Here is a 16,681-nt window from a genome sequence, read left to right as displayed (position 1 = left end):
CCGCCCGGCGGATGACGACGCCGCGCGGGGCACCGCTAACGTGGCCCGACATGACGCCCGACGAGATCCTCGCCCTGGACAACCGGACGCTGTGGCACCCCTACAGCGCCGTCGGCGGCGCGGGGGCGCGGGTCGTCACGTCCGCGGAGGGCGTGCACCTGACCCTCGGCGACGGGACGCGGGTCGTCGACGGGATGAGCTCCTGGTGGGCTGCGATCCACGGCTACCGCAACCCCGTCCTCGACGCCGCCGCCAAGGCGCAGATCGACACGATGTCGCACGTCATGTTCGGCGGCCTCACCCACGAGAGCGCCGCCCGGCTCGGCGAACTGCTGGTGCGGATCACGCCCGACGGCCTCGATCGCGTCTTCCTCGCCGACAGCGGCTCCGTCTCCATCGAGGTCGCGGTGAAGACGGCGCTGCAGTACTGGCGCGCCCGCGGCGTCGCCGGCCGCAACCGCCTGCTCACCTGGCGCGGCGGCTACCACGGGGACACCTTCACCCCGATGAGCGTCTGCGACCCCGACGGCGGCATGCACTCGCTGTGGAGCGACGTCCTCGCCACACAGGTCTTCGCGCCCGCGCCGCCCGCCGAGTACGACGAGGCCTACGTCGCCGAGCTGGATCGCTCGGTGGCCGAGCACGCCCACGAGCTGGCCGCCGTCATCATCGAGCCGGTCGTCCAGGGCGCCGGCGGCATGCGTTTCCACCCGCCCGCCTACGTCGCCGCGCTGCGCGAGATCACCCGGCGGCACGGAGTGCTACTCATCTGCGACGAGATCGCCACCGGCTTCGGCCGCACCGGCACCCTCTTCGCCTGCGACGCCGCCGGGATCACCCCGGACATCCTCTGTGTCGGCAAGGCCCTGACCGGCGGCTACCTGACCCTCGCCGCGATGCTGTGCACCGACGAGGTGGCGCTCACCATCTCGAACTCGGACCAGGGCGCGCTGATGCACGGCCCCACGTTCATGGGGAACCCACTGGCGTGCGCCATCGCGGTCGCGAGCACGGAGCTGCTGCTCACCCAGGACTGGGCCGCTCGGGTCGCCGAGATCGAACGGGGGCTGCGGGAGGGACTCGCGCCGCTGCGCGAGCTGCCCGGCGTCGTGGACGTCCGGGTGCTCGGCGCGATCGGCGTCGTGCAGGTGGACCGGCCCGTCGACATGGCCGCCGCGACGGACGGATGCGTCGCCGCGGGCGTGTGGCTACGCCCCTTCCGGGACCTCGTCTACACGATGCCGCCCTTCATCAGTTCGCCCGCCGACGTCGCGACGATCTGCGGAGGGGTCTCAGCCGCGGTGCGCGCGGCGCTACAGTGAGGGCATGAACGGTGTTCAACTCCCGGCTCGCCGGGGTGTTCAAGTGGATGCGCTCGGGTGGCTCGACGGCTACGCCGCCGACCGCGCGGAGGCGGGTCTGCGGCGGTCGCTCCGCGCGCGCCGACCCGGCGAACCCGGCCTCGATCTGGCGTCCAACGACTACCTCGGCCTCAGCCGCCACCCCCGCGTGCTCGACGCCGCCGCCGATGCGCTCCGCGTCTGGGGCGCCGGGTCCACCGGATCGCGCCTGGTCACCGGCACGACGGAGCTGCACGAGCAGTTCGAGCGCAATCTGGCGGACTTCCTCGGCGCGGAGGCCGCCCTGTGCTTCTCCTCCGGCTACCTCGCCAACCTCGGTGTCGTCACCGCCCTCGCCGGACGCGGCGCCCTGGTCGTCTCCGACGGCGGCTCGCACGCCTCCCTCGTCGACGCCTGCCGGCTCACCCGGGCTCGCATCGTCGTGACCCCGCGGGGTGACGTGAACGCCGTTCGAGAAGCCCTCGCGGATCGTGCCGAGGAGCGGGCGATCGTGCTCACCGACTCGGTCTACAGCGCCGACGGAACGCTGGCACCCGTCGCCGAGCTGCACGCCGCGACCCGCGCGCACGGCGCGGTCCTCGTGGTCGACGAGGCTCACGGACTGGGCGTCCGCGGCGACGGCGGCCGCGGCCTGGTCCACGAGCTCGGCCTCGCCGGCGCGCCCGACCTGGTCATCACCGCGACCATGTCCAAGGCCCTCGGCTCCCAGGGCGGCGTCGTCGTCGGCCCCGAGCGGGTGCGCGCGCACCTGATCGACGCCGCGCGGCCCTTCATCTTCGACACCGGCCTCGCCCCGGCGGCGGTGGCCGCTGCGGACGCCGCCCTCGCGGAGCTGCGCGCCGAGCCCGCGCTCGCCGGCCGGGTCCTCGACCGGGCCAGCGCCGTGGCCGCCGGGATCGGCGCGCCCGAGCCCACCTCGGCGGTGGTCTCGCTCGTCCTCGGCGAGCCCGAGCGGGCCGTCGCAGCCCGGGACGCCTGCGCGGCGCAGGGGGTGCACGTCGGCTGTTTCCGGCCGCCGTCGGTCCCGGAGGGCACCTCCCGCCTGCGGATCACCGTGCGCGCCGATCTCACGGACGCCGAGGTGGCGACCGCCGTCGCCGCGATCCGACGGGCCGTCGCGTGATCCTCTGCGTCACCGGCACGTCGACCGGCGTCGGCAAGACCGTCGCGACGGCGGCGCTGGCCGCCGCGCTGCTGCCGAGCGGGCCGGTCACCGTCGTCAAGCCCGCCCAGACCGGCTTCGCCGACGGCGCCGAGCGCGACGAGGACGGCCAGCTCTCCGATGCCGCCGAGGTCGCGCGCCTCGCGCCGGGCGCGGTCACGGTCGAACATCTGCGGTACCCCGAGCCCCTCGCGCCGCTGACCGCCGCCCGTCGGGCGGGCCTGCCGCCGCTCGGGCGCGGCGAGGCGGCGGCCGTCGTCCGGAGGGCCGAGGGGGCCGTCCTGGTCGAGGGCGCGGGCGGCGTTCTCGTGCGCCTCGGGGAGGACGGTTCTCGAACGCCGTTCACGCTCGTCGACCTCGCCGCCGACCTCGCGGCGCCCGTACTCGTGGTCGCCGACCCGGCGCTCGGCACCCTCAACCACACCGAGCTCACCGTCCGCGCGCTTCAGGTCGGCGGCGTCGCCTGCGCGGGGATCGTGCTCTCCCGCTGGCCCGAGGCGCCCGGCCTGGCGGAGCGGTGCAACCTCGTTGACCTCCCCGAGGTCACGGGCGTGCCGATCGTCGGCCGGATTCCTGACGGCGCCGTCGCTCTCCCGCCGCAGGGCTTCGCCGCGGCCGCGCGCTCGTGGTTCGACGGGACATGGCTCGATGGGCTCCGGTGACGCCGCGCGGGCCCTTGAACACTGTTCATGAATTGAACGCTGTACAGTGCTCGGTAGCCGCGGCGCCCTAGGTGTCGCAAACCACAGCCGACCGACCACAGCCGACGAGGGAGATCACATGACCGGGGTCCTGGCCGACATCATCGAGGTCGCGCGCGAGCAGGTGCTCGAGCGCGGCGAAGGGCTCAGCCAGGAGCAGGTGCTGGCCGTGCTGCAGCTGCCCGACGAGAAGCTCGACGACGTGCTGCAGCTCGCGCACGAGGTGCGCATGAAGTGGTGCGGCCCGGAGGTCGAGGTCGAGGGCATCATCAGCCTCAAGACCGGCGGCTGCCCCGAGGATTGCCACTTCTGCAGCCAGTCGGGACTGTTCGAGTCGCCGGTGCGTTCCGCCTGGATCGACATCCCGTCGCTGGTCGAGGCCGCGAAGCAGACCGCGAAGACCGGTGCGACCGAGTTCTGCATCGTGGCGGCCGTGCGCGGCCCGGACAAGCGCCTCATGAGCCAGGTGGCCGCCGGCATCGAGGCGATCCGCAACGAGGTCGACATCCAGATCGCCTGCAGCCTCGGCATGCTCACCCAGGAGCAGGTCGACGAGCTCAAGGCGATGGGCGTGCACCGCTACAACCACAACCTCGAGACCTCGAAGTCGCATTTCCCGAACGTCGTGACCACCCATTCGTGGGAGGAGCGGTGGGGAACTCTCCAGATGGTCCGCGAGGCCGGCATGGAGGTCTGCTGCGGCGGCATCCTGGGCATGGGCGAGACGCTGGAGCAGCGCGCCGAGTTCGCCGCGAACCTCGCCGAACTGGATCCCGACGAGGTGCCGCTCAACTTCCTCAACCCGCGCCCGGGAACGCCGTTCGGCGACCTCGACGTCCTGGAGCCGAACGAGGCGCTCAAGTCCGTCGCCGCCTTCCGGCTCGCGCTGCCGCGCACGATCCTGCGCTTCGCGGGCGGGCGCGAGATCACGCTCGGCGATCTCGGTGCGGAGAAGGGCATCCTCGGCGGCATCAACGCCGTGATCGTGGGCAACTACCTCACCACGCTCGGCCGCCCGGCCGAGACCGACCTCGACCTGCTCGGCGAGCTCAAGATGCCGATCAAGGCCCTGAACGACACCCTGTGACCGTCATGGCCGACAAGGAGCCGGTGTACGACGTGTACACCGGCAAGCCGCTCGCCGAGGGGGCGCCCGTTTTCGCTGCGGCGCTCCTCGGGCTGGAGCCGCCGCGCTACTGCACCTACTGCGCGCGCAGGATGATCGTCCAGGTCAGCCCGCACGGCTGGACCGCGCGCTGCTCGCGGCACGGCGAGTTCGACTCGTCGAGCGGCGAACGCTGATCCGCGTTCACAGGCCCGCTCGCTAGGCTGCGTGCCGATGACTACTGCAGCCCCGCCCCGGATCGCGTCGGACGTCGTGGTGCCGGCCGTGATCGCCGCCGTCCTCGGCGCGGCCGCCGGGCTGGTCTGGGGCCTCACTGTTCCGGGCGTCCGCGGCGTGCTCACCCGGTCGGGCGTCATCTGGCGCGAGGGCCAGCTCGACAACATCTTCTTCGCGACGGTCCTGTTCGTCGCCGTGTCGGCGGTCGGCGGGCTGCTCACCGGGGCGCTGGTCTTCGTCGGGCGACGGCGCACTCCCCGGGGCGTGGCGGTCACGCTGACCGCAGCGGCGTTCGCGGTGCTGGTCGCGACGCCACTCGGTCAGGCCGTCGTCGACGCGCGGTTCGCCGGGCCGGGGGAGCCGGGTCTGGACTTCACCGCGGCGCCGTCGATCCGGCTCGACGGTGCGAACGTCTTCGCCCTCGCCGATCACTCCGGCGGACGGCTCGGCGACCTCGCCTCGTGGGTGCTCGTCCTCGTGTGGCCGGCGTTCGCCGCCCTGTGGTGCACCGTGTCCGCCCTGGTCGGCCGGCTCCCGGAGGAGTCAGTCGCCGGTGTGCCCGCGGAGCAGGTCCGCGAAGTCGGCGACGGGGCCCAGGTCGAGGGCCTTGCCGGAGCGCCTGGGCGCGCCGAGGTCCGACGGTCCGCCGAAGCCGGCCACGGCACCGTCGGCCTGGACCAGCGCGCCGGCGAGCTCCGCCCCGGCCCGTGAGATCCGGGTCGCGAGCTCGGCGGAGCCGAAGTCCTCGGTCGCGGCGAAGACGCCGGTCGGGAGGATCTGCGCGCGCAGGTAGCTGAACAGCGGGCGCAACGCGTGGTCGAGGACCAGTGAGTGGCGAGACGTGCCCGCGGTCGCCGCGACGAGCACCGGGACGCCGGTCAGGGCGTCGGGGTCCAGGGCGTCGAAGAACATCTTGAACAGCCCGCTGTAGCTCGCGGTGAACACGGGCGACACGGCGATCAGGCCGTCCGCGGCGGCGATCGCGTCCTTCGCCGCGCTGAGCGCGGGCGTGGGGACGCCCGTCGTCATGACCGTGGCGAGATCGCGGGCGAGCTCGCGCACCTCGATGACGGTCACGTCGACCGCCTCACCGCGGGCCGACACCGCGGCCCGCGTGGCGTCGGCCAGCTGATCCGCCAGCAGGCGGGTCGACGACGGCTCGGACACGCCGGCCGATACGACGGCGAGTGAGCGGGGCACGGTCAGGCCTCCTTCGTGGCGACGAGGTCCTGGGCGGGCAGCACCAGGTGGTGCGGCGAGTCCGGGCCGGCGGCGACGAGCGAGGCGTGGCTCGGCGGGTCCGACGGGACGTGCGCCGGTCGACGGAGCTCGAACTCCTTGCGGAGCACCGGCACCACCTGCGTGCCGAGGATCTCCACCTGCTCGAGAACCTGGTCCAGCGGGAGGCCGGCGTGATCGAGCAGGAACAGCTGGCGCTGGTAGTCGCCGGCGAAGTCCGCGAAGCCGAGGGTCTTCTCGATCACCTGCTCGGGCGTGCCCACCGTGAGCGGGGTCATCTGCTCGAAGTCCTCCAGCGACGGGCCGTGGCCGTAGACGGGTGCGTTGTCGAAGTACGGGCGGAAGCGGCGCTTCGCCTCGGCCTCGGTCTCGGCCATGAAGACCTGACCGCCGAGGCCCACGATCGCCTGGTCGGCGGAGCCGTGGCCGTAGTGCTCGTAGCGCTGCCGGTACAGGCGCACCATCTGCTCGGTGTGCTCCTTGTTCCAGAAGATGTTGTTGTGGAAGAAGCCGTCGCCGTAGAAGGCGGCCTGCTCGGCGATCTCGGGCGAACGGATCGAACCGTGCCACACGAAGGGCGGCGTGCCGTCGAGCGGCGCCGGCGTCGAGGTGTAGCTCTGCAGGGGCGTGCGGAACTGGCCCTCCCAGTCGACGACGGGCTCGCGCCACAGCCGTCGCAGCAGGTGGTAGTTCTCGATGGCCAGCGGGATGCCCTGGCGGATGTCCTTGCCGAACCACGGGTACACCGGACCCGTGTTGCCGCGGCCCAGGGTGAGGTCGACGCGGCCCCCGGCGAGGTGCTGGAGCATCGCGTAGTCCTCGGCGATCTTCACCGGGTCGTTGGTGGTGATGAGCGTGGTCGCGGTGCTGAGCGTGAGATTCTGCGTCTTGGCCGCGATCCAGCCCAACAGGGTGGTGGGGGAGCTGGGTACGAACGGCGGGTTGTGGTGCTCGCCCGTGGCGAAGACGTCGAGGCCGACCTCCTCGGCCTTGAGCGCGATCTTCGTCATCGCCTCGATGCGCTCGTGCTCGCTGACGGTGGTGCCGGTGGTCGGATCCGTGGTGACGTCGCCGACGCTGAAGATTCCGAACTGCATGTCCATCCTTCCCGATCGGGTCCCTGTCGGACCCTTCGAGAACTGTAACGGACTGCGGTCCGATTATGTTCCTCGGGGTGGATCGCCAGGTCAGAGCGGCTCGCGGCGCAGCACATCGGACGAGTTGAGGATGAGCACCTCGCGGTCGGATTCGGTGAGGGCGGTGAGGAAGCCGGATTCGACCTTCAGGACGTGAGCGGTGACGACGCCCGTCTTCGTGTGGAGGCGCTCGGCCGGCGACCAGGGGGTGCGCTCGACCGCGGCGAGCAGCAGCACCGCAATGGCGGCGATGGAGCCCACTTCGCGGACGGCGAAGTCCACGGTCCGGCCGCTGATCCCCTCGGCGGACCAGCGCTTGACCGCCAGGATCGCCAGCGTGATCGCGGCGGCACCGATCGGGACCCAGACGTAGCCGTAGGTGACGGTGAGGGCGATGCACGCCGTCGCGAGCACCGCCACGAGGAGTGCCGACCAGGTGCTCGTGGGAGATTCGGTGTGCATCCGCCACACCAGGCGCACCGCCGAGAGCGGTAGCAGAATCATCACCAGGACGCTCGTGAACTCGGGGTCGCTCATGAGGGTCCCGAGCACGATCGTCAGGGCACTGTTGACGTCCGTCACGGCCATGATGCGGGAGGCGACGCGCCAGTCCCATTCCGAGACGACCAGGAGGCGCAGTACGACGAACAGTACGGCCACGCTCGCCCCGGTGCCGAGGGTGCGCACGATCCGCGCGTCCGTCGCGTCCGCCAGCTTCTTGGCGATCGCCCGGTCCTGCGCGGCGTCGTCGGTCTCCGCATCGCTCACACGCGGATCGTAATCACGACCGGGCCCGCCGTGGTTGCGATCGCGAGCTCCCGGTCGTGCGGGCTGCGCCGAGATCCTTGCTTTCGTACCGCAATTCTTCCTGCGAGAACCGGGATCGGCGTCCTACCATCGGATTCGTCCGTTCCCGACCGAGGCGCTGAACATGTCGACACTCACCGACCTGCAACTGCTGACCGAACTCGAACCCGTGGTGGGCGAGAACATCGACCGCCACCTGGGCGTGGCGAAGGACTGGAGTCCCCACGACTACGTGCCGTGGGACGACGGCAGGAACTTCGCCGCGTTGGGCGGCACCGACTGGGAGCTCGCGCAGTCGCCGCTGTCCGAGGTGGCGCGCGTCGCGATGATCACCAACCTGCTCACCGAGGACAACCTGCCGTCGTACCACCGCACCATCGCCGACAACTTCTCCCTCGACGGTGCCTGGGGCACGTGGGTGGGCCGGTGGACCGCGGAGGAGAACCGGCACAGCATCGCCCTCCGCGACTACCTGCTCGTCACGCGCTCCGTCGATCCGGTGAAACTCGAGCGGGACCGCATGACGCACCTCGAGCTCGGCGTGGAGGCGCCGGACGAATACGGCGGCGTCCTCGACCAGGTCGTCTACGTGACCATCCAGGAACTCGCGACCCGCATCAGTCACCGGCAGACGGCGCGGGTCTGCGACGAGCCGGTCGCCGACGCGCTGCTCAAGCGGATCGCCACCGACGAGAACCTGCACATGATCTTCTACCGGAACCTGACCGCAGCTGCCTTGGAGATCGCGCCCGACCAGGTGCTGAAGTCGATCGCCAAGGTCACCACGAACTTCGTCATGCCGGGCGAGGGCAAGCCAGACTTCCGGCGCAACGGCGTGCTCATGGTCAAGCACGGCATCTACGACCTGCGCCAGCACCTCGACGACGTGCTCCGGCCGATCTTCAAGGTCTGGGGCCTGTTCGACCGGAACGACGTCTCGGCCGCCGGCGAGCAGTACCGCGATGAGCTCGGGCGCTACCTGGAGAAGCTGGAGGCGGACGTCGTGCGGTTCGAGGAGAGCCGGGCGCGCGCCGTCGAGCGCGAGCGCGCGCGGGCCGAGCGCCAGTCCGCCTGACGTCGTGGGGTTCGACGGTGCGCCGCACGCCCGTCAGCCCGGCGGGCGCAGCGTCGCGAACTCGTCGGTGATCCGCAGGTAGGAGTCGGTGAAGCGGTACAGCGCCGGCGGGCGGCCGCGGGTCGCCTGGCCGGTCTCGCCGGTCGCGGTGATCACCGAGCGCCGAGACAGGATCCGGAGCAGGTTGGTCGAATCCACCGGGTACCCGAGGACTGCGACGTAGATGTCGCGCAGCTGGGAGACGGGGAAGGCGCGCGGGGCGAGCGCGAACCCGATGTTCGAGTAGGACAGCCGCGCCGCGAGCCGGGCGCGGGCGCGGTGCACCATCGCGGCGTGGTCGAAGGCCATCGTCGGGAGCGCCTCGACGGGGTGCCACGTCGTGTCGTCCGGGAGGCGCGGGTCGGTGCCCGACCGGACGAGGCCGAGGAAGGTCGAGGCCAGCGTGCGGTCCGCGTGTTCGCTCGCCGGCACCCGGTGCGGATCCGAGAACTCGGCGAACTGCTCCAGGTGCGCCACCTCGGTGAGGTCGACCTTCTCCGCGAGCAGCCGGCGCGCGCTGGTCGGGAGGTCCTCGCGGGCGTCGAGGAGGCCGCCCGGCAGCGACCATGCGCCCTGGTCGGGGGCCAGGGCGCGCTGCCACAGCAGGACCTCGACGGTGCCCTCGCTCACGCGGAACACGACGGAAAGGACTTCGTGTGCGACGTGGTACGCGGGAGCGGTGCTAGCATCGGCCATATATCGATCATAGGTCGATAAATCATCGGATCGAGAAAGGGAGGCGAGATGACCACAGCCACGTCCGCCACCACCACGGAATTCAGCTCGCCGCTCTTCGAGCGGATCGTCGAGGGCGGTGGCATGTACACCGGCGTCGACGGCGACCGGGAGTGGGCCGCCGAGGTCAAGCGTCTCGCGAAGCTCCGCGACGCCACGATCCTCGCCCACAACTACGAGCTGCCCGCGATCCAGGACGTCGCGGACTTCGTCGGCGACTCGCTCGCCCTGTCCCGGATCGCCGCAGACGTCTCCACCTCGACGATCGTCTTCTGCGGCGTCCACTTCATGGCCGAGACCGCGAAGATCCTCAGCCCCGAGAAGACCGTGCTGATCCCGGACCAGCGCGCCGGCTGCTCCCTGGCCGACTCCATCAAGGCCGTCGAGCTGCAGGAGTGGAAGGACGAGCACCCCGGCGCCGTCGTGGTCTCCTACGTGAACACGACCGCCGAGGTGAAGGCCCTCACCGACATCTGCTGCACGTCGTCGAACGCCGTCGAGGTGGTGCAGTCGATCCCCGAGGACACCGAGATCCTGTTCCTGCCCGATCAGTTCCTCGGCGCGCACGTCAAGCGCGTCACGGGTCGGCAGAACATGCACATCTGGGCGGGCGAGTGCCACGTGCACGCCGGCATCAACGGTGACGAGTTGGCCGCGCAGGCCAAGGCGCACCCGGACGCCGATCTCTACGTGCACCCGGAGTGCGGCTGCGCCACCTCCGCGCTGTACTTGGCGGGCGAGGGCGCGGTCCCGGACGACCGGGTGAAGATCCTCTCCACCGGCGGCATGCTCGACGCTGCCCGCGCGACGGGTGCCAAGGAGGTCCTCGTTGCCACGGAGGTGGGCATGCTGCACCAGCTGCGGATGGCCGCCCCCGGCGTCGAGTTCCGGGCCGTCAACGACCGCGCCTCCTGCAAGTACATGAAGATGATCACCCCGGCGGCCCTGCTGCGCTGCCTGGTCGAGGGCAAGGACGAGGTCTTCGTCGACGCCGCGATGGCGGACGCCGGCCGCAAGGCCGTGACGCGCATGATCGGGATCGGGCAGCCCGGCGGCGGGGAATGACCACCGCCGCCGTCGCGGACCTGCTCGTCGTCGGAGCGGGCGTCGCCGGCCTGACCGCCGCCGTCGCCGCCGCCGACGCGGGGCTGACGGTCACGGTGCTGTTCAAGCCCTCGACCGGGGGCGCGCCGTCGACCTCGACGGCCTACGCGCAGGGCGGGATCGCGGTCGTCGACCCGTCCGATCCGGACGACTCGATCGACCGGCACGTCGCCGACACCGTCGGGGCCGGCGGCCCGCTCGTGGACGTCGTGGCGACGCGGTCGATCCTCGCCGACGGGCCCGCCGCGGTGGACCGGCTGATCAGCTGGGGCGCAGAGTTCGACCGCCGGGCCGACGGTCGCCTCAAGCGCACGCGCGAGGGCGGCCACACCGTCTCGCGGATCATCCACGCCGGCGGCGACGCCACCGGCGCCGAGGTGCAGCGCGCCCTCACCGCCGCCGCGAAGACCCGTCCCACCCTTACCGCGCGCCCCGCCCAGGCGTACGCGCTGCTCGCTGAGGGTGACCGCGTCGTCGGGGTCCGGACGGCCGAGGGCGACGCCTTCGGGCGGACCGTCCTGCTCGCGACCGGCGGTGCCGGACACCTGTTCTCGAGCACCACCAACCCGTTGGGCGCCACCGGCGACGGCATCGCCCTGGCCGAGGCGGCGGGCGCCGACGTCCGCGAGCTCGAGTTCGTGCAGTTCCATCCGACGATGCTCTACACGCCGGGTGCCCGGGGCCGCCGGCCCCTGATCTCCGAGGCCGTCCGCGGCGAGGGGGCGCACCTCGTCGACGCGAACGGCGACGCCGTCATGGACGGCGTGCACCCGATGGGGGACCTCGCGCCCCGCGACGTCGTGGCCCGCGCCGTGACCGACGCGATGGAGCGCACGGCGGCGCCGTGCGTCTACCTGGACGCGACGATGATCCGCGATGTGGCGCACCGTTTCCCGACGGTGACCGAGGCCGTCCGCGCCGCGGGCCTCGACCCGCAGACCGACCTCATCCCGGTGGTCCCGGGCGCGCACTACCTGTGCGGCGGCGTGGTCACCGACCTGCACGGCGCGACCGGCGTCCCCGGCCTCTACGCCGCGGGCGAGGTGGCCCGTACCGGCTTGCACGGCGCGAATCGCCTTGCTTCCAACAGCCTGCTCGAAGCCCTCGTGATGGGGCTGCGGGTCGCGACGGCCGCGCAGTCCGCGCCCGCGCTGCCGGGCGGCCCCGTCCGCGAGGTCGCGCCGCCCCACGCCCGTGCGGAGCGGGACGCCCTGCAGGACTCCATGACCCGGTACTGCGGCGTCCGGCGCACCGTCGACGGGCTGACCGGCCTGACCGAACTGCTGGCCGATCCCGGCTTCGTCGCCGACGCCCCCGCGGTATCGTCCCGGGACCGGGAGGACGCCGTGCTGACCGCGGTCGCCCGGCGGATGGCGGGGCAGGCCCTGGCCAGGCAGGAATCCGTGACCGAGGTAGTGGAGGTACGTCCGTGACCGAGCTGACGCTGGAGCCCGACCGCGCCGAGGTGGTGCGACTCATCCGCACCGCCCTCGACGAGGACCTCCGCTACGGCCCGGACGTGACCAGCGAGGCCACCGTGCCCGCGGGCGCGACCACGCTCGCCAAGGTCATCAGCCGCGAGCACGGGGTGCTGGCCGGCATCCCCGTCGCGGAATGGGTGCTCGACGAGGTGGTCGGCCCCGGCAACTACCGGGTACCCGCGAAGATCGCCGACGGCACCGTCATCGCGCCCGGCGATGTGGCGATGGCCATCGAGGGCCCGACGCTCGCCCTCCTGACGGCGGAGCGCACTCTGCTCAACATCGTCACCCACCTCTCCGGCATCGCGACCGCGACTGCCGCCTGGGTCGCGGAGGTCGAGGGCACCGGCGCGAAGATCCGCGACAGCCGCAAAACGCTCCCCGGCCTGCGCGCGCTGCAGAAGTACGCCGTCCGCGCGGGCGGGGGAGTGAATCACCGGATGGGCCTCGGCGACGAGGCGCTCATCAAGGACAATCACGTCGTCGCCGCGGGTTCCGTGACGGCCGCGATCGAGGCCGTGCGGCGCCGCGCGCCCGGCGTCCCGCTCGAGGTGGAGGTGGACTCGCTCGACCAGCTCGAGGAGGCCTTCGCGCTCGGCGTCGACCTCGTGCTGCTCGACAACATGCCGCTGTGGATGACGCAGTCCGCGGTGCAGCGCCGCAAGAAGCTCGCGCCGCGCACCAAGCTGGAGTCGTCGGGCGGGCTCTCCCTCGACGTCGCGGCGGACTACGCCCGGACCGGGGTCGACTATCTGGCCGTCGGCGCGCTCACGCACTCGGTGCGGGCGCTCGACCTCGGCCTCGACCTCTGAGCCGATCGCCCAGCGCCGTGGCCGACGACCAGCGGCGGGCCAGCTCGCCGCCGGCGAGGACGGTCGCCGCGAGCACAACCATGGCCGGGTACTGCACGACCAGTTGGTCTGCGGCCCAGTAGAAGCCGAGCAGTCCGGTCGCGACGAAGGCCGTCGCCCGCGGCAGGAGGCCGATCAGCGCGGCAATGCCCAGGGCGACTTCGGTGAGGGGTACCAGGATTCCGAACGCCGTGGCGAAGCGGCTCATGACCTCGGTGGCGAACCAGGCGAACGCGCCCGGCACCCGGGGATTGCCGGTCGCGCTGCCGACCACCAGGAGGATGTCGCTCCGGCCGAAACCGGCGTGGTACTTGAGGTACCCCTCGTGCAGCCAGGCGAGGCCGAGGGCCGTCCTGGCGGCGACCACGGTCACCGTCGCCGCCCGGACCGCGAACAGGGTCATCGCCCGAGCTGCGCGGCGCCGAAGACGGCGAGCGCCTTGTCGCAGTGCACGACGAGGTGCGTGTAGTCGGCGGCCGCGACGCCCTCGGGGAGCGTGAATCGCTGCGCGGCCTTGTCGTAGGCGATCGCGCCCAGGCGGACGCCGCCCTTCACATCGGCCTCGGTGGTGCCCTTCGTCAGGTACAGGTGCAGGTCCGGCCCCTCGTCCGAGGAGAACCCCGCGAGCTCGACGGTGCCGCCCGTGATCGTCGCGGTGCCCGCGACGTTCTTGCCGTTGAGCCCGGCGAACATCCCCGTGACGGCCGCGGTCGACGGCGCGGACATGGGCATCGACATCGGCATGGACATCGACATCGGGGCCGCAGTGCTGGACATCGGCTCGGCCGACATGTCCTTCGCACCGCCGCACGCGGTCAGGGCCAGACCCAGGGCGACGGTGGCGGCGGCACCGGTGAGGTGGGAAGCGCGCATGATGAGACTCCTTCTCGGGACGGGGCCTGCGGCTCGGGCGCCGGCTCGTGATCGAGTCAAACGCCGGCCGCGGGCCGGGAGAAGGAGAGTGTCAGCGCCGTAAGGGCACCTTTCAGTTCCGTAAGGAACGGCGCGCTCGCGACCGCCGCGCCTACGCTCGGACGCATGCACGAGGGAGCACGGGTGATGGTCGTCGAGGACGATCCGGCGGTCCGCACCGTCGTCGCCGACCACCTGCGGCTGGCCGGGTGCCTCGTCGCGCAGCACCGCGACGGCGCACAGGCATGGGAGGCCTTCCAGGTCGACCGGCCCGACCTGCTGGTGCTCGACCGCATGCTCCCGGGCCTGGGCGGCGACGAGCTGTGCCGGCGGATCCGCGAGGTCTCCGCGGTGCCGATCATCATGCTGACGGCGCTCGACGGCGTGGACAACCGCATCGACGGGCTGGAGAGCGGCGCCGACGACTACCTCGCGAAGCCCTTCTCCCTCCGCGAACTGCAGCTACGCGTCAACGCCCAACTGCGCCGCAGCGCGCCGTCCGAGGCCGGCCTGGTCTTCGAGGCGGGGCCGTTCCGCATCGACGCCGCGCACCGCCGGGTGTGGGTCTCGGGCCGCGAGATCCCGCTGACCACGCGGGAGTACGAGCTGCTGCTCTACCTCGCGCGGAACCCGGACCGGGTGATCAGCCGCGACGAGATCCTGCGCGAGGTGTGGCGTTGGGGCTTCGGCGATCCGTCGACGGTGACGGTGCACGTGCGCCGCCTGCGCGAGAAGATCGAGGAGGACCCGCGCAATCCCGCACACCTGCGGACGGAGTGGGGCGCCGGGTATCGATTCGGGTGGGACCGATGATGCTCGACGGTGCCGCGCTCGCGCAGATCGCGGCGACCGCGCTGGCGGTGACGGTCGTCGTCACCCTCGTCACGCTCGGCGTGCTCCGGCTGAGCCGCCGCGCGAGCATCGGCGTCCGGGCGGCGGTCGCGATCGCGGGCGCCCTGGTCTCGGTGGTGGCGTCCACTCTCGCGATCGCGCTGCAGATGTACCTGTCGCGGCACGACCTCACGGTGCTGCTGTGGGTGATCGGCACGTCCGCGGTGTTCAGCGTGATCGCGACGCCCTTCGTCGTGGGGCGCGCCGTCGGTTCGTCGATCGACGCTTTGCGCACGGCGACCCGACGGGTCGGCGACGGCGACGTGGTCGAGCCCACCCGCACGGGGCTCGCCGAGCTCGATGCGGTCTCGGCCGAGCTCGCCGAGACCTCGCGGCGCCTCGAGGAGTCCCGGGCCCGCGTGGCCGAGCTGGACGCCGCCCGCCGCCAGTTCTTCGCCTGGATCTCGCACGACCTGCGGACGCCGCTCGCGGGCGTGCGGGCCCTCGCGGAGGCACTCGACGAGGGCACGGCGCCCGATCGCGCCGCCTACCTCGCCGCGCTCCGCGGCAAGGTGGAGACGCTCAACGCGATGATCGCCGACCTCTTCGAGCTCTCGAAACTGCAGACCGGGACCCTGCAGATCCATCCCGAGCCGGTGGTCCTGCTCGACCTGATCAGCGACGCGGTCGCGGACTGTCGCGCCGAGGCCGAGCGGCGCGGGATCACGATCGCGCAGGACGGCATCGACGGGCATCTCGTGCACGTCGATCCGCGGGAGCTCACCCGCGTCATCGGCAACCTGCTCGCCAACAGCCTGCGGCACGCGCCCGAGAACAGCGAGGTGGTGGTACGGGCCGACCGCGTCGACGAGCGCCTGGTGCTCAGCGTCATCGACCGGGGCCCGGGTGTGGCCGCCGAGGACCTGGGGCGGATGTTCGACGTGGGTTGGCGCGCCGACGCCGCCCGTTCCGGCGAGGCCGACGGTGCGCCGTCGGGCGCCGGCCTGGGGCTCGCGATCGTCCGTGGCATCGTCGAGGCGCACGGCGGCACCGTCGCCGCGCGGAGCACCGACGCGGGCTTCCGGCTGGACCTGACCCTGCCGGTGGCCGGCGGCTGACTCAGCCGCTCGCCAGGCTCACGACCAGGTTGATCGTGGTCGCCAGAATGCCGTTCGCGAAGACGAAGGAGAGCAGGGTGTGTCGCAGGGTCTCCGCTCGGACGGCGCTCGAGGTGATCGCGGTGTCCGAGACGCAGTAGGCCGTGCCGAAGGACAGCGAGATGTACGCGAAGTCGGTGTACCGCGGCGGCTGGGTCTGGTTGAAGTCGATCCCGCCGGGCGGCGGGGTGTCGTAGTAGGTCTGCGCGTACCGCAGCGTGAAGAGTAGGTGCATCATCAGCCAGGACAGGATCGTGGTGCTCAGTGCGAGGCCGCCCAGCGCGAGCCTGCCGTTCGGCGTCGCCGCGTGCGCGTCCGCCATGACGATCGCCACCGCGATCAGGCTCGCGAGCGCGCAGGTCATGGTGAGGAAGTTTCCCAGCCGCCGTTGCGGATCCTCCTCCGTGGAATGCGCCGCGGTGGTCTCCGCGTCCATCGGCGAGATCGTGAGCCATACCCACACCACGTAGATCCCCGCCGCTGCCGCCCACCCCGCTGCGGGCGCGTGGCGCCACGAGTCGAGCAGGCCCACTGCGGCGGCGACCCCGCCGCCCACCAGGATCATCACGGTGGCCCGGATCCTGGCCACGGCGGCCCGACGCCGCGCCACGGCCGGCCGGCTGCTTTCTGAACCGGTTGCAGTCGCATCGTTCGACATGGGGTGATCTAAGCACCCGATCGCGACTTCCGTAGCCCGCGCGGAGAATCCGGCGGGGTACCGGGGCCGGGCGGCGTCGAATGCGGACGG

Annotated in this window: 18 protein-coding genes; 11 read left to right on the top strand and 7 right to left on the bottom strand. The window is 72.1% G+C overall.

What is annotated here, in order from left to right:
* Positions 1-50: 50 nt before the first annotated feature.
* The 5 genes from ACM9LD_RS08870 (at position 51) to bsaP (ending at position 4,526) form a co-directional block, all read left to right on the top strand.
* A complete protein-coding gene (locus tag ACM9LD_RS08870) occupies positions 51-1,322 on the top strand; it encodes an adenosylmethionine--8-amino-7-oxononanoate transaminase (protein ID WP_415676311.1) in 1,272 nt (423 codons plus the stop codon).
* 4 nt (positions 1,323-1,326) lie between these two features.
* The gene (locus ACM9LD_RS08865; RefSeq protein ID WP_415676310.1) at positions 1,327-2,484 is read left to right on the top strand and encodes an 8-amino-7-oxononanoate synthase; all 1,158 of its coding nucleotides are present in this window, start codon (positions 1,327-1,329) and stop codon (positions 2,482-2,484) included.
* Positions 2,481-3,185, top strand: coding sequence for a dethiobiotin synthase (bioD, locus tag ACM9LD_RS08860; protein WP_415676309.1), 705 nt, complete (start codon positions 2,481-2,483; stop codon positions 3,183-3,185). Before ACM9LD_RS08865 ends, bioD begins: the two co-directional genes overlap by 4 nt.
* Before the next feature lie 118 nt (positions 3,186-3,303).
* On the top strand, positions 3,304-4,311 hold the full coding sequence (gene bioB / locus ACM9LD_RS08855; protein ID WP_415676308.1) for a biotin synthase BioB: 1,008 nt from the start codon (positions 3,304-3,306) through the stop codon (positions 4,309-4,311).
* Between the two features lie 5 nt (positions 4,312-4,316).
* On the top strand, positions 4,317-4,526 hold the full coding sequence (bsaP, locus tag ACM9LD_RS08850) for a biotin synthase auxiliary protein BsaP (RefSeq protein ID WP_336670717.1): 210 nt from the start codon (positions 4,317-4,319) through the stop codon (positions 4,524-4,526).
* A 583-nt stretch (positions 4,527-5,109) separates the two neighbouring features.
* On the opposite strand, the gene ACM9LD_RS08845 is transcribed toward bsaP, so the two are convergent.
* The 3 genes from ACM9LD_RS08845 to ACM9LD_RS08835 all read right to left on the bottom strand — a co-directional run bounded on the left by ACM9LD_RS08845 (position 5,110) and on the right by ACM9LD_RS08835 (position 7,709).
* Positions 5,110-5,766, bottom strand: coding sequence for an FMN reductase (locus ACM9LD_RS08845; RefSeq protein WP_415676307.1), 657 nt, complete (start codon positions 5,764-5,766; stop codon positions 5,110-5,112).
* Between the two features lie 2 nt (positions 5,767-5,768).
* Complete coding sequence (locus ACM9LD_RS08840; protein ID WP_415676306.1) at positions 5,769-6,902, bottom strand: LLM class flavin-dependent oxidoreductase; 1,134 nt, start codon at positions 6,900-6,902, stop codon at positions 5,769-5,771.
* A gap of 90 nt (positions 6,903-6,992) precedes the next feature.
* Entirely contained in the window at positions 6,993-7,709 is a 717-nt protein-coding gene (locus tag ACM9LD_RS08835; protein ID WP_415676305.1) for a hypothetical protein, read from the bottom strand.
* Positions 7,710-7,872: 163 nt separating this feature from the next.
* Here ACM9LD_RS08835 and ACM9LD_RS08830 point away from each other — a divergent pair, with 163 nt between their 5' ends.
* A complete protein-coding gene (locus tag ACM9LD_RS08830) occupies positions 7,873-8,823 on the top strand; it encodes an acyl-ACP desaturase (protein WP_415676304.1) in 951 nt (316 codons plus the stop codon).
* A gap of 33 nt (positions 8,824-8,856) precedes the next feature.
* On the opposite strand, the gene ACM9LD_RS08825 is transcribed toward ACM9LD_RS08830, so the two are convergent.
* Positions 8,857-9,558, bottom strand: coding sequence for an NUDIX hydrolase (locus ACM9LD_RS08825; protein WP_415676303.1), 702 nt, complete (start codon positions 9,556-9,558; stop codon positions 8,857-8,859).
* 48 nt (positions 9,559-9,606) lie between these two features.
* Here ACM9LD_RS08825 and nadA point away from each other — a divergent pair, with 48 nt between their 5' ends.
* From nadA to nadC, 3 genes are read left to right on the top strand one after another with little or no spacing between them, the layout of a single operon-like run.
* On the top strand, positions 9,607-10,662 hold the full coding sequence (gene nadA, locus ACM9LD_RS08820) for a quinolinate synthase NadA (protein WP_415676302.1): 1,056 nt from the start codon (positions 9,607-9,609) through the stop codon (positions 10,660-10,662).
* The gene (nadB, locus tag ACM9LD_RS08815; protein ID WP_415676301.1) at positions 10,659-12,134 is read left to right on the top strand and encodes an L-aspartate oxidase; all 1,476 of its coding nucleotides are present in this window, start codon (positions 10,659-10,661) and stop codon (positions 12,132-12,134) included. Before nadA ends, nadB begins: the two co-directional genes overlap by 4 nt.
* On the top strand, positions 12,131-12,994 hold the full coding sequence (nadC, locus tag ACM9LD_RS08810; protein WP_259143274.1) for a carboxylating nicotinate-nucleotide diphosphorylase: 864 nt from the start codon (positions 12,131-12,133) through the stop codon (positions 12,992-12,994). The genes nadB and nadC overlap by 4 nt, the downstream gene beginning before the upstream one ends.
* Here the strand turns inward: nadC and ACM9LD_RS08805 are convergent.
* Both ACM9LD_RS08805 and ACM9LD_RS08800 read right to left on the bottom strand, forming a co-directional pair.
* Complete coding sequence (locus ACM9LD_RS08805; RefSeq protein WP_415676300.1) at positions 12,951-13,436, bottom strand: hypothetical protein; 486 nt, start codon at positions 13,434-13,436, stop codon at positions 12,951-12,953. The two genes, nadC and ACM9LD_RS08805, sit on opposite strands and share 44 nt — an antisense overlap.
* Positions 13,433-13,906 (bottom strand): DM13 domain-containing protein, encoded by a 474-nt coding sequence (locus ACM9LD_RS08800; protein ID WP_415676299.1) that lies wholly within the window; start codon positions 13,904-13,906, stop codon positions 13,433-13,435. The genes ACM9LD_RS08805 and ACM9LD_RS08800 overlap by 4 nt, the downstream gene beginning before the upstream one ends.
* Positions 13,907-14,071: 165 nt before the next feature.
* Here ACM9LD_RS08800 and ACM9LD_RS08795 point away from each other — a divergent pair, with 165 nt between their 5' ends.
* The gene (locus ACM9LD_RS08795; RefSeq protein ID WP_415676298.1) at positions 14,072-14,758 is read left to right on the top strand and encodes a response regulator transcription factor; all 687 of its coding nucleotides are present in this window, start codon (positions 14,072-14,074) and stop codon (positions 14,756-14,758) included.
* Entirely contained in the window at positions 14,758-15,894 is a 1,137-nt protein-coding gene (locus tag ACM9LD_RS08790; RefSeq protein ID WP_415676494.1) for a sensor histidine kinase, read from the top strand. The genes ACM9LD_RS08795 and ACM9LD_RS08790 overlap by 1 nt, the downstream gene beginning before the upstream one ends.
* Position 15,895: 1 nt before the next feature.
* On the opposite strand, the gene ACM9LD_RS08785 is transcribed toward ACM9LD_RS08790, so the two are convergent.
* Entirely contained in the window at positions 15,896-16,522 is a 627-nt protein-coding gene (locus ACM9LD_RS08785; RefSeq protein WP_415676297.1) for a DUF1345 domain-containing protein, read from the bottom strand.
* Between the last annotated feature and the right edge of the window lie 159 nt (positions 16,523-16,681).

Origin of the sequence: Tsukamurella hominis (assembly GCF_965137015.1) — a bacterium.
In the GTDB taxonomy this organism is placed as follows: Bacteria; Actinomycetota; Actinomycetes; order Mycobacteriales; family Mycobacteriaceae; genus Tsukamurella; species Tsukamurella hominis.
Note: the sequence above shows the minus strand (reverse complement) of the source record. Positions and strands in the feature narration are given on the sequence as shown.

Excerpts from the sequence above, each read along its gene's own strand:
- bsaP (WP_336670717.1), top strand. The coding sequence starts at position 4,317 with ATGGCCGACAAGGAGCCGGTGTACGACGTGTACACCGGCAAGCCGCTC.
- ACM9LD_RS08865 (WP_415676310.1), top strand. The coding sequence starts at position 1,327 with ATGAACGGTGTTCAACTCCCGGCTCGCCGGGGTGTTCAAGTGGATGCG.
- ACM9LD_RS08800 (WP_415676299.1), bottom strand. The coding sequence starts at position 13,906 with ATGCGCGCTTCCCACCTCACCGGTGCCGCCGCCACCGTCGCCCTGGGT.
- ACM9LD_RS08790 (WP_415676494.1), top strand. The coding sequence starts at position 14,758 with ATGCTCGACGGTGCCGCGCTCGCGCAGATCGCGGCGACCGCGCTGGCG.
- bioB (WP_415676308.1), top strand. The coding sequence starts at position 3,304 with ATGACCGGGGTCCTGGCCGACATCATCGAGGTCGCGCGCGAGCAGGTG.
- ACM9LD_RS08805 (WP_415676300.1), bottom strand. The coding sequence starts at position 13,436 with ATGACCCTGTTCGCGGTCCGGGCGGCGACGGTGACCGTGGTCGCCGCC.
- ACM9LD_RS08830 (WP_415676304.1), top strand. The coding sequence starts at position 7,873 with ATGTCGACACTCACCGACCTGCAACTGCTGACCGAACTCGAACCCGTG.
- nadA (WP_415676302.1), top strand. The coding sequence starts at position 9,607 with ATGACCACAGCCACGTCCGCCACCACCACGGAATTCAGCTCGCCGCTC.
- ACM9LD_RS08870 (WP_415676311.1), top strand. The coding sequence starts at position 51 with ATGACGCCCGACGAGATCCTCGCCCTGGACAACCGGACGCTGTGGCAC.
- ACM9LD_RS08825 (WP_415676303.1), bottom strand. The coding sequence starts at position 9,558 with ATGGCCGATGCTAGCACCGCTCCCGCGTACCACGTCGCACACGAAGTC.
- ACM9LD_RS08795 (WP_415676298.1), top strand. The coding sequence starts at position 14,072 with ATGCACGAGGGAGCACGGGTGATGGTCGTCGAGGACGATCCGGCGGTC.
- nadB (WP_415676301.1), top strand. The coding sequence starts at position 10,659 with ATGACCACCGCCGCCGTCGCGGACCTGCTCGTCGTCGGAGCGGGCGTC.
- ACM9LD_RS08840 (WP_415676306.1), bottom strand. The coding sequence starts at position 6,902 with ATGCAGTTCGGAATCTTCAGCGTCGGCGACGTCACCACGGATCCGACC.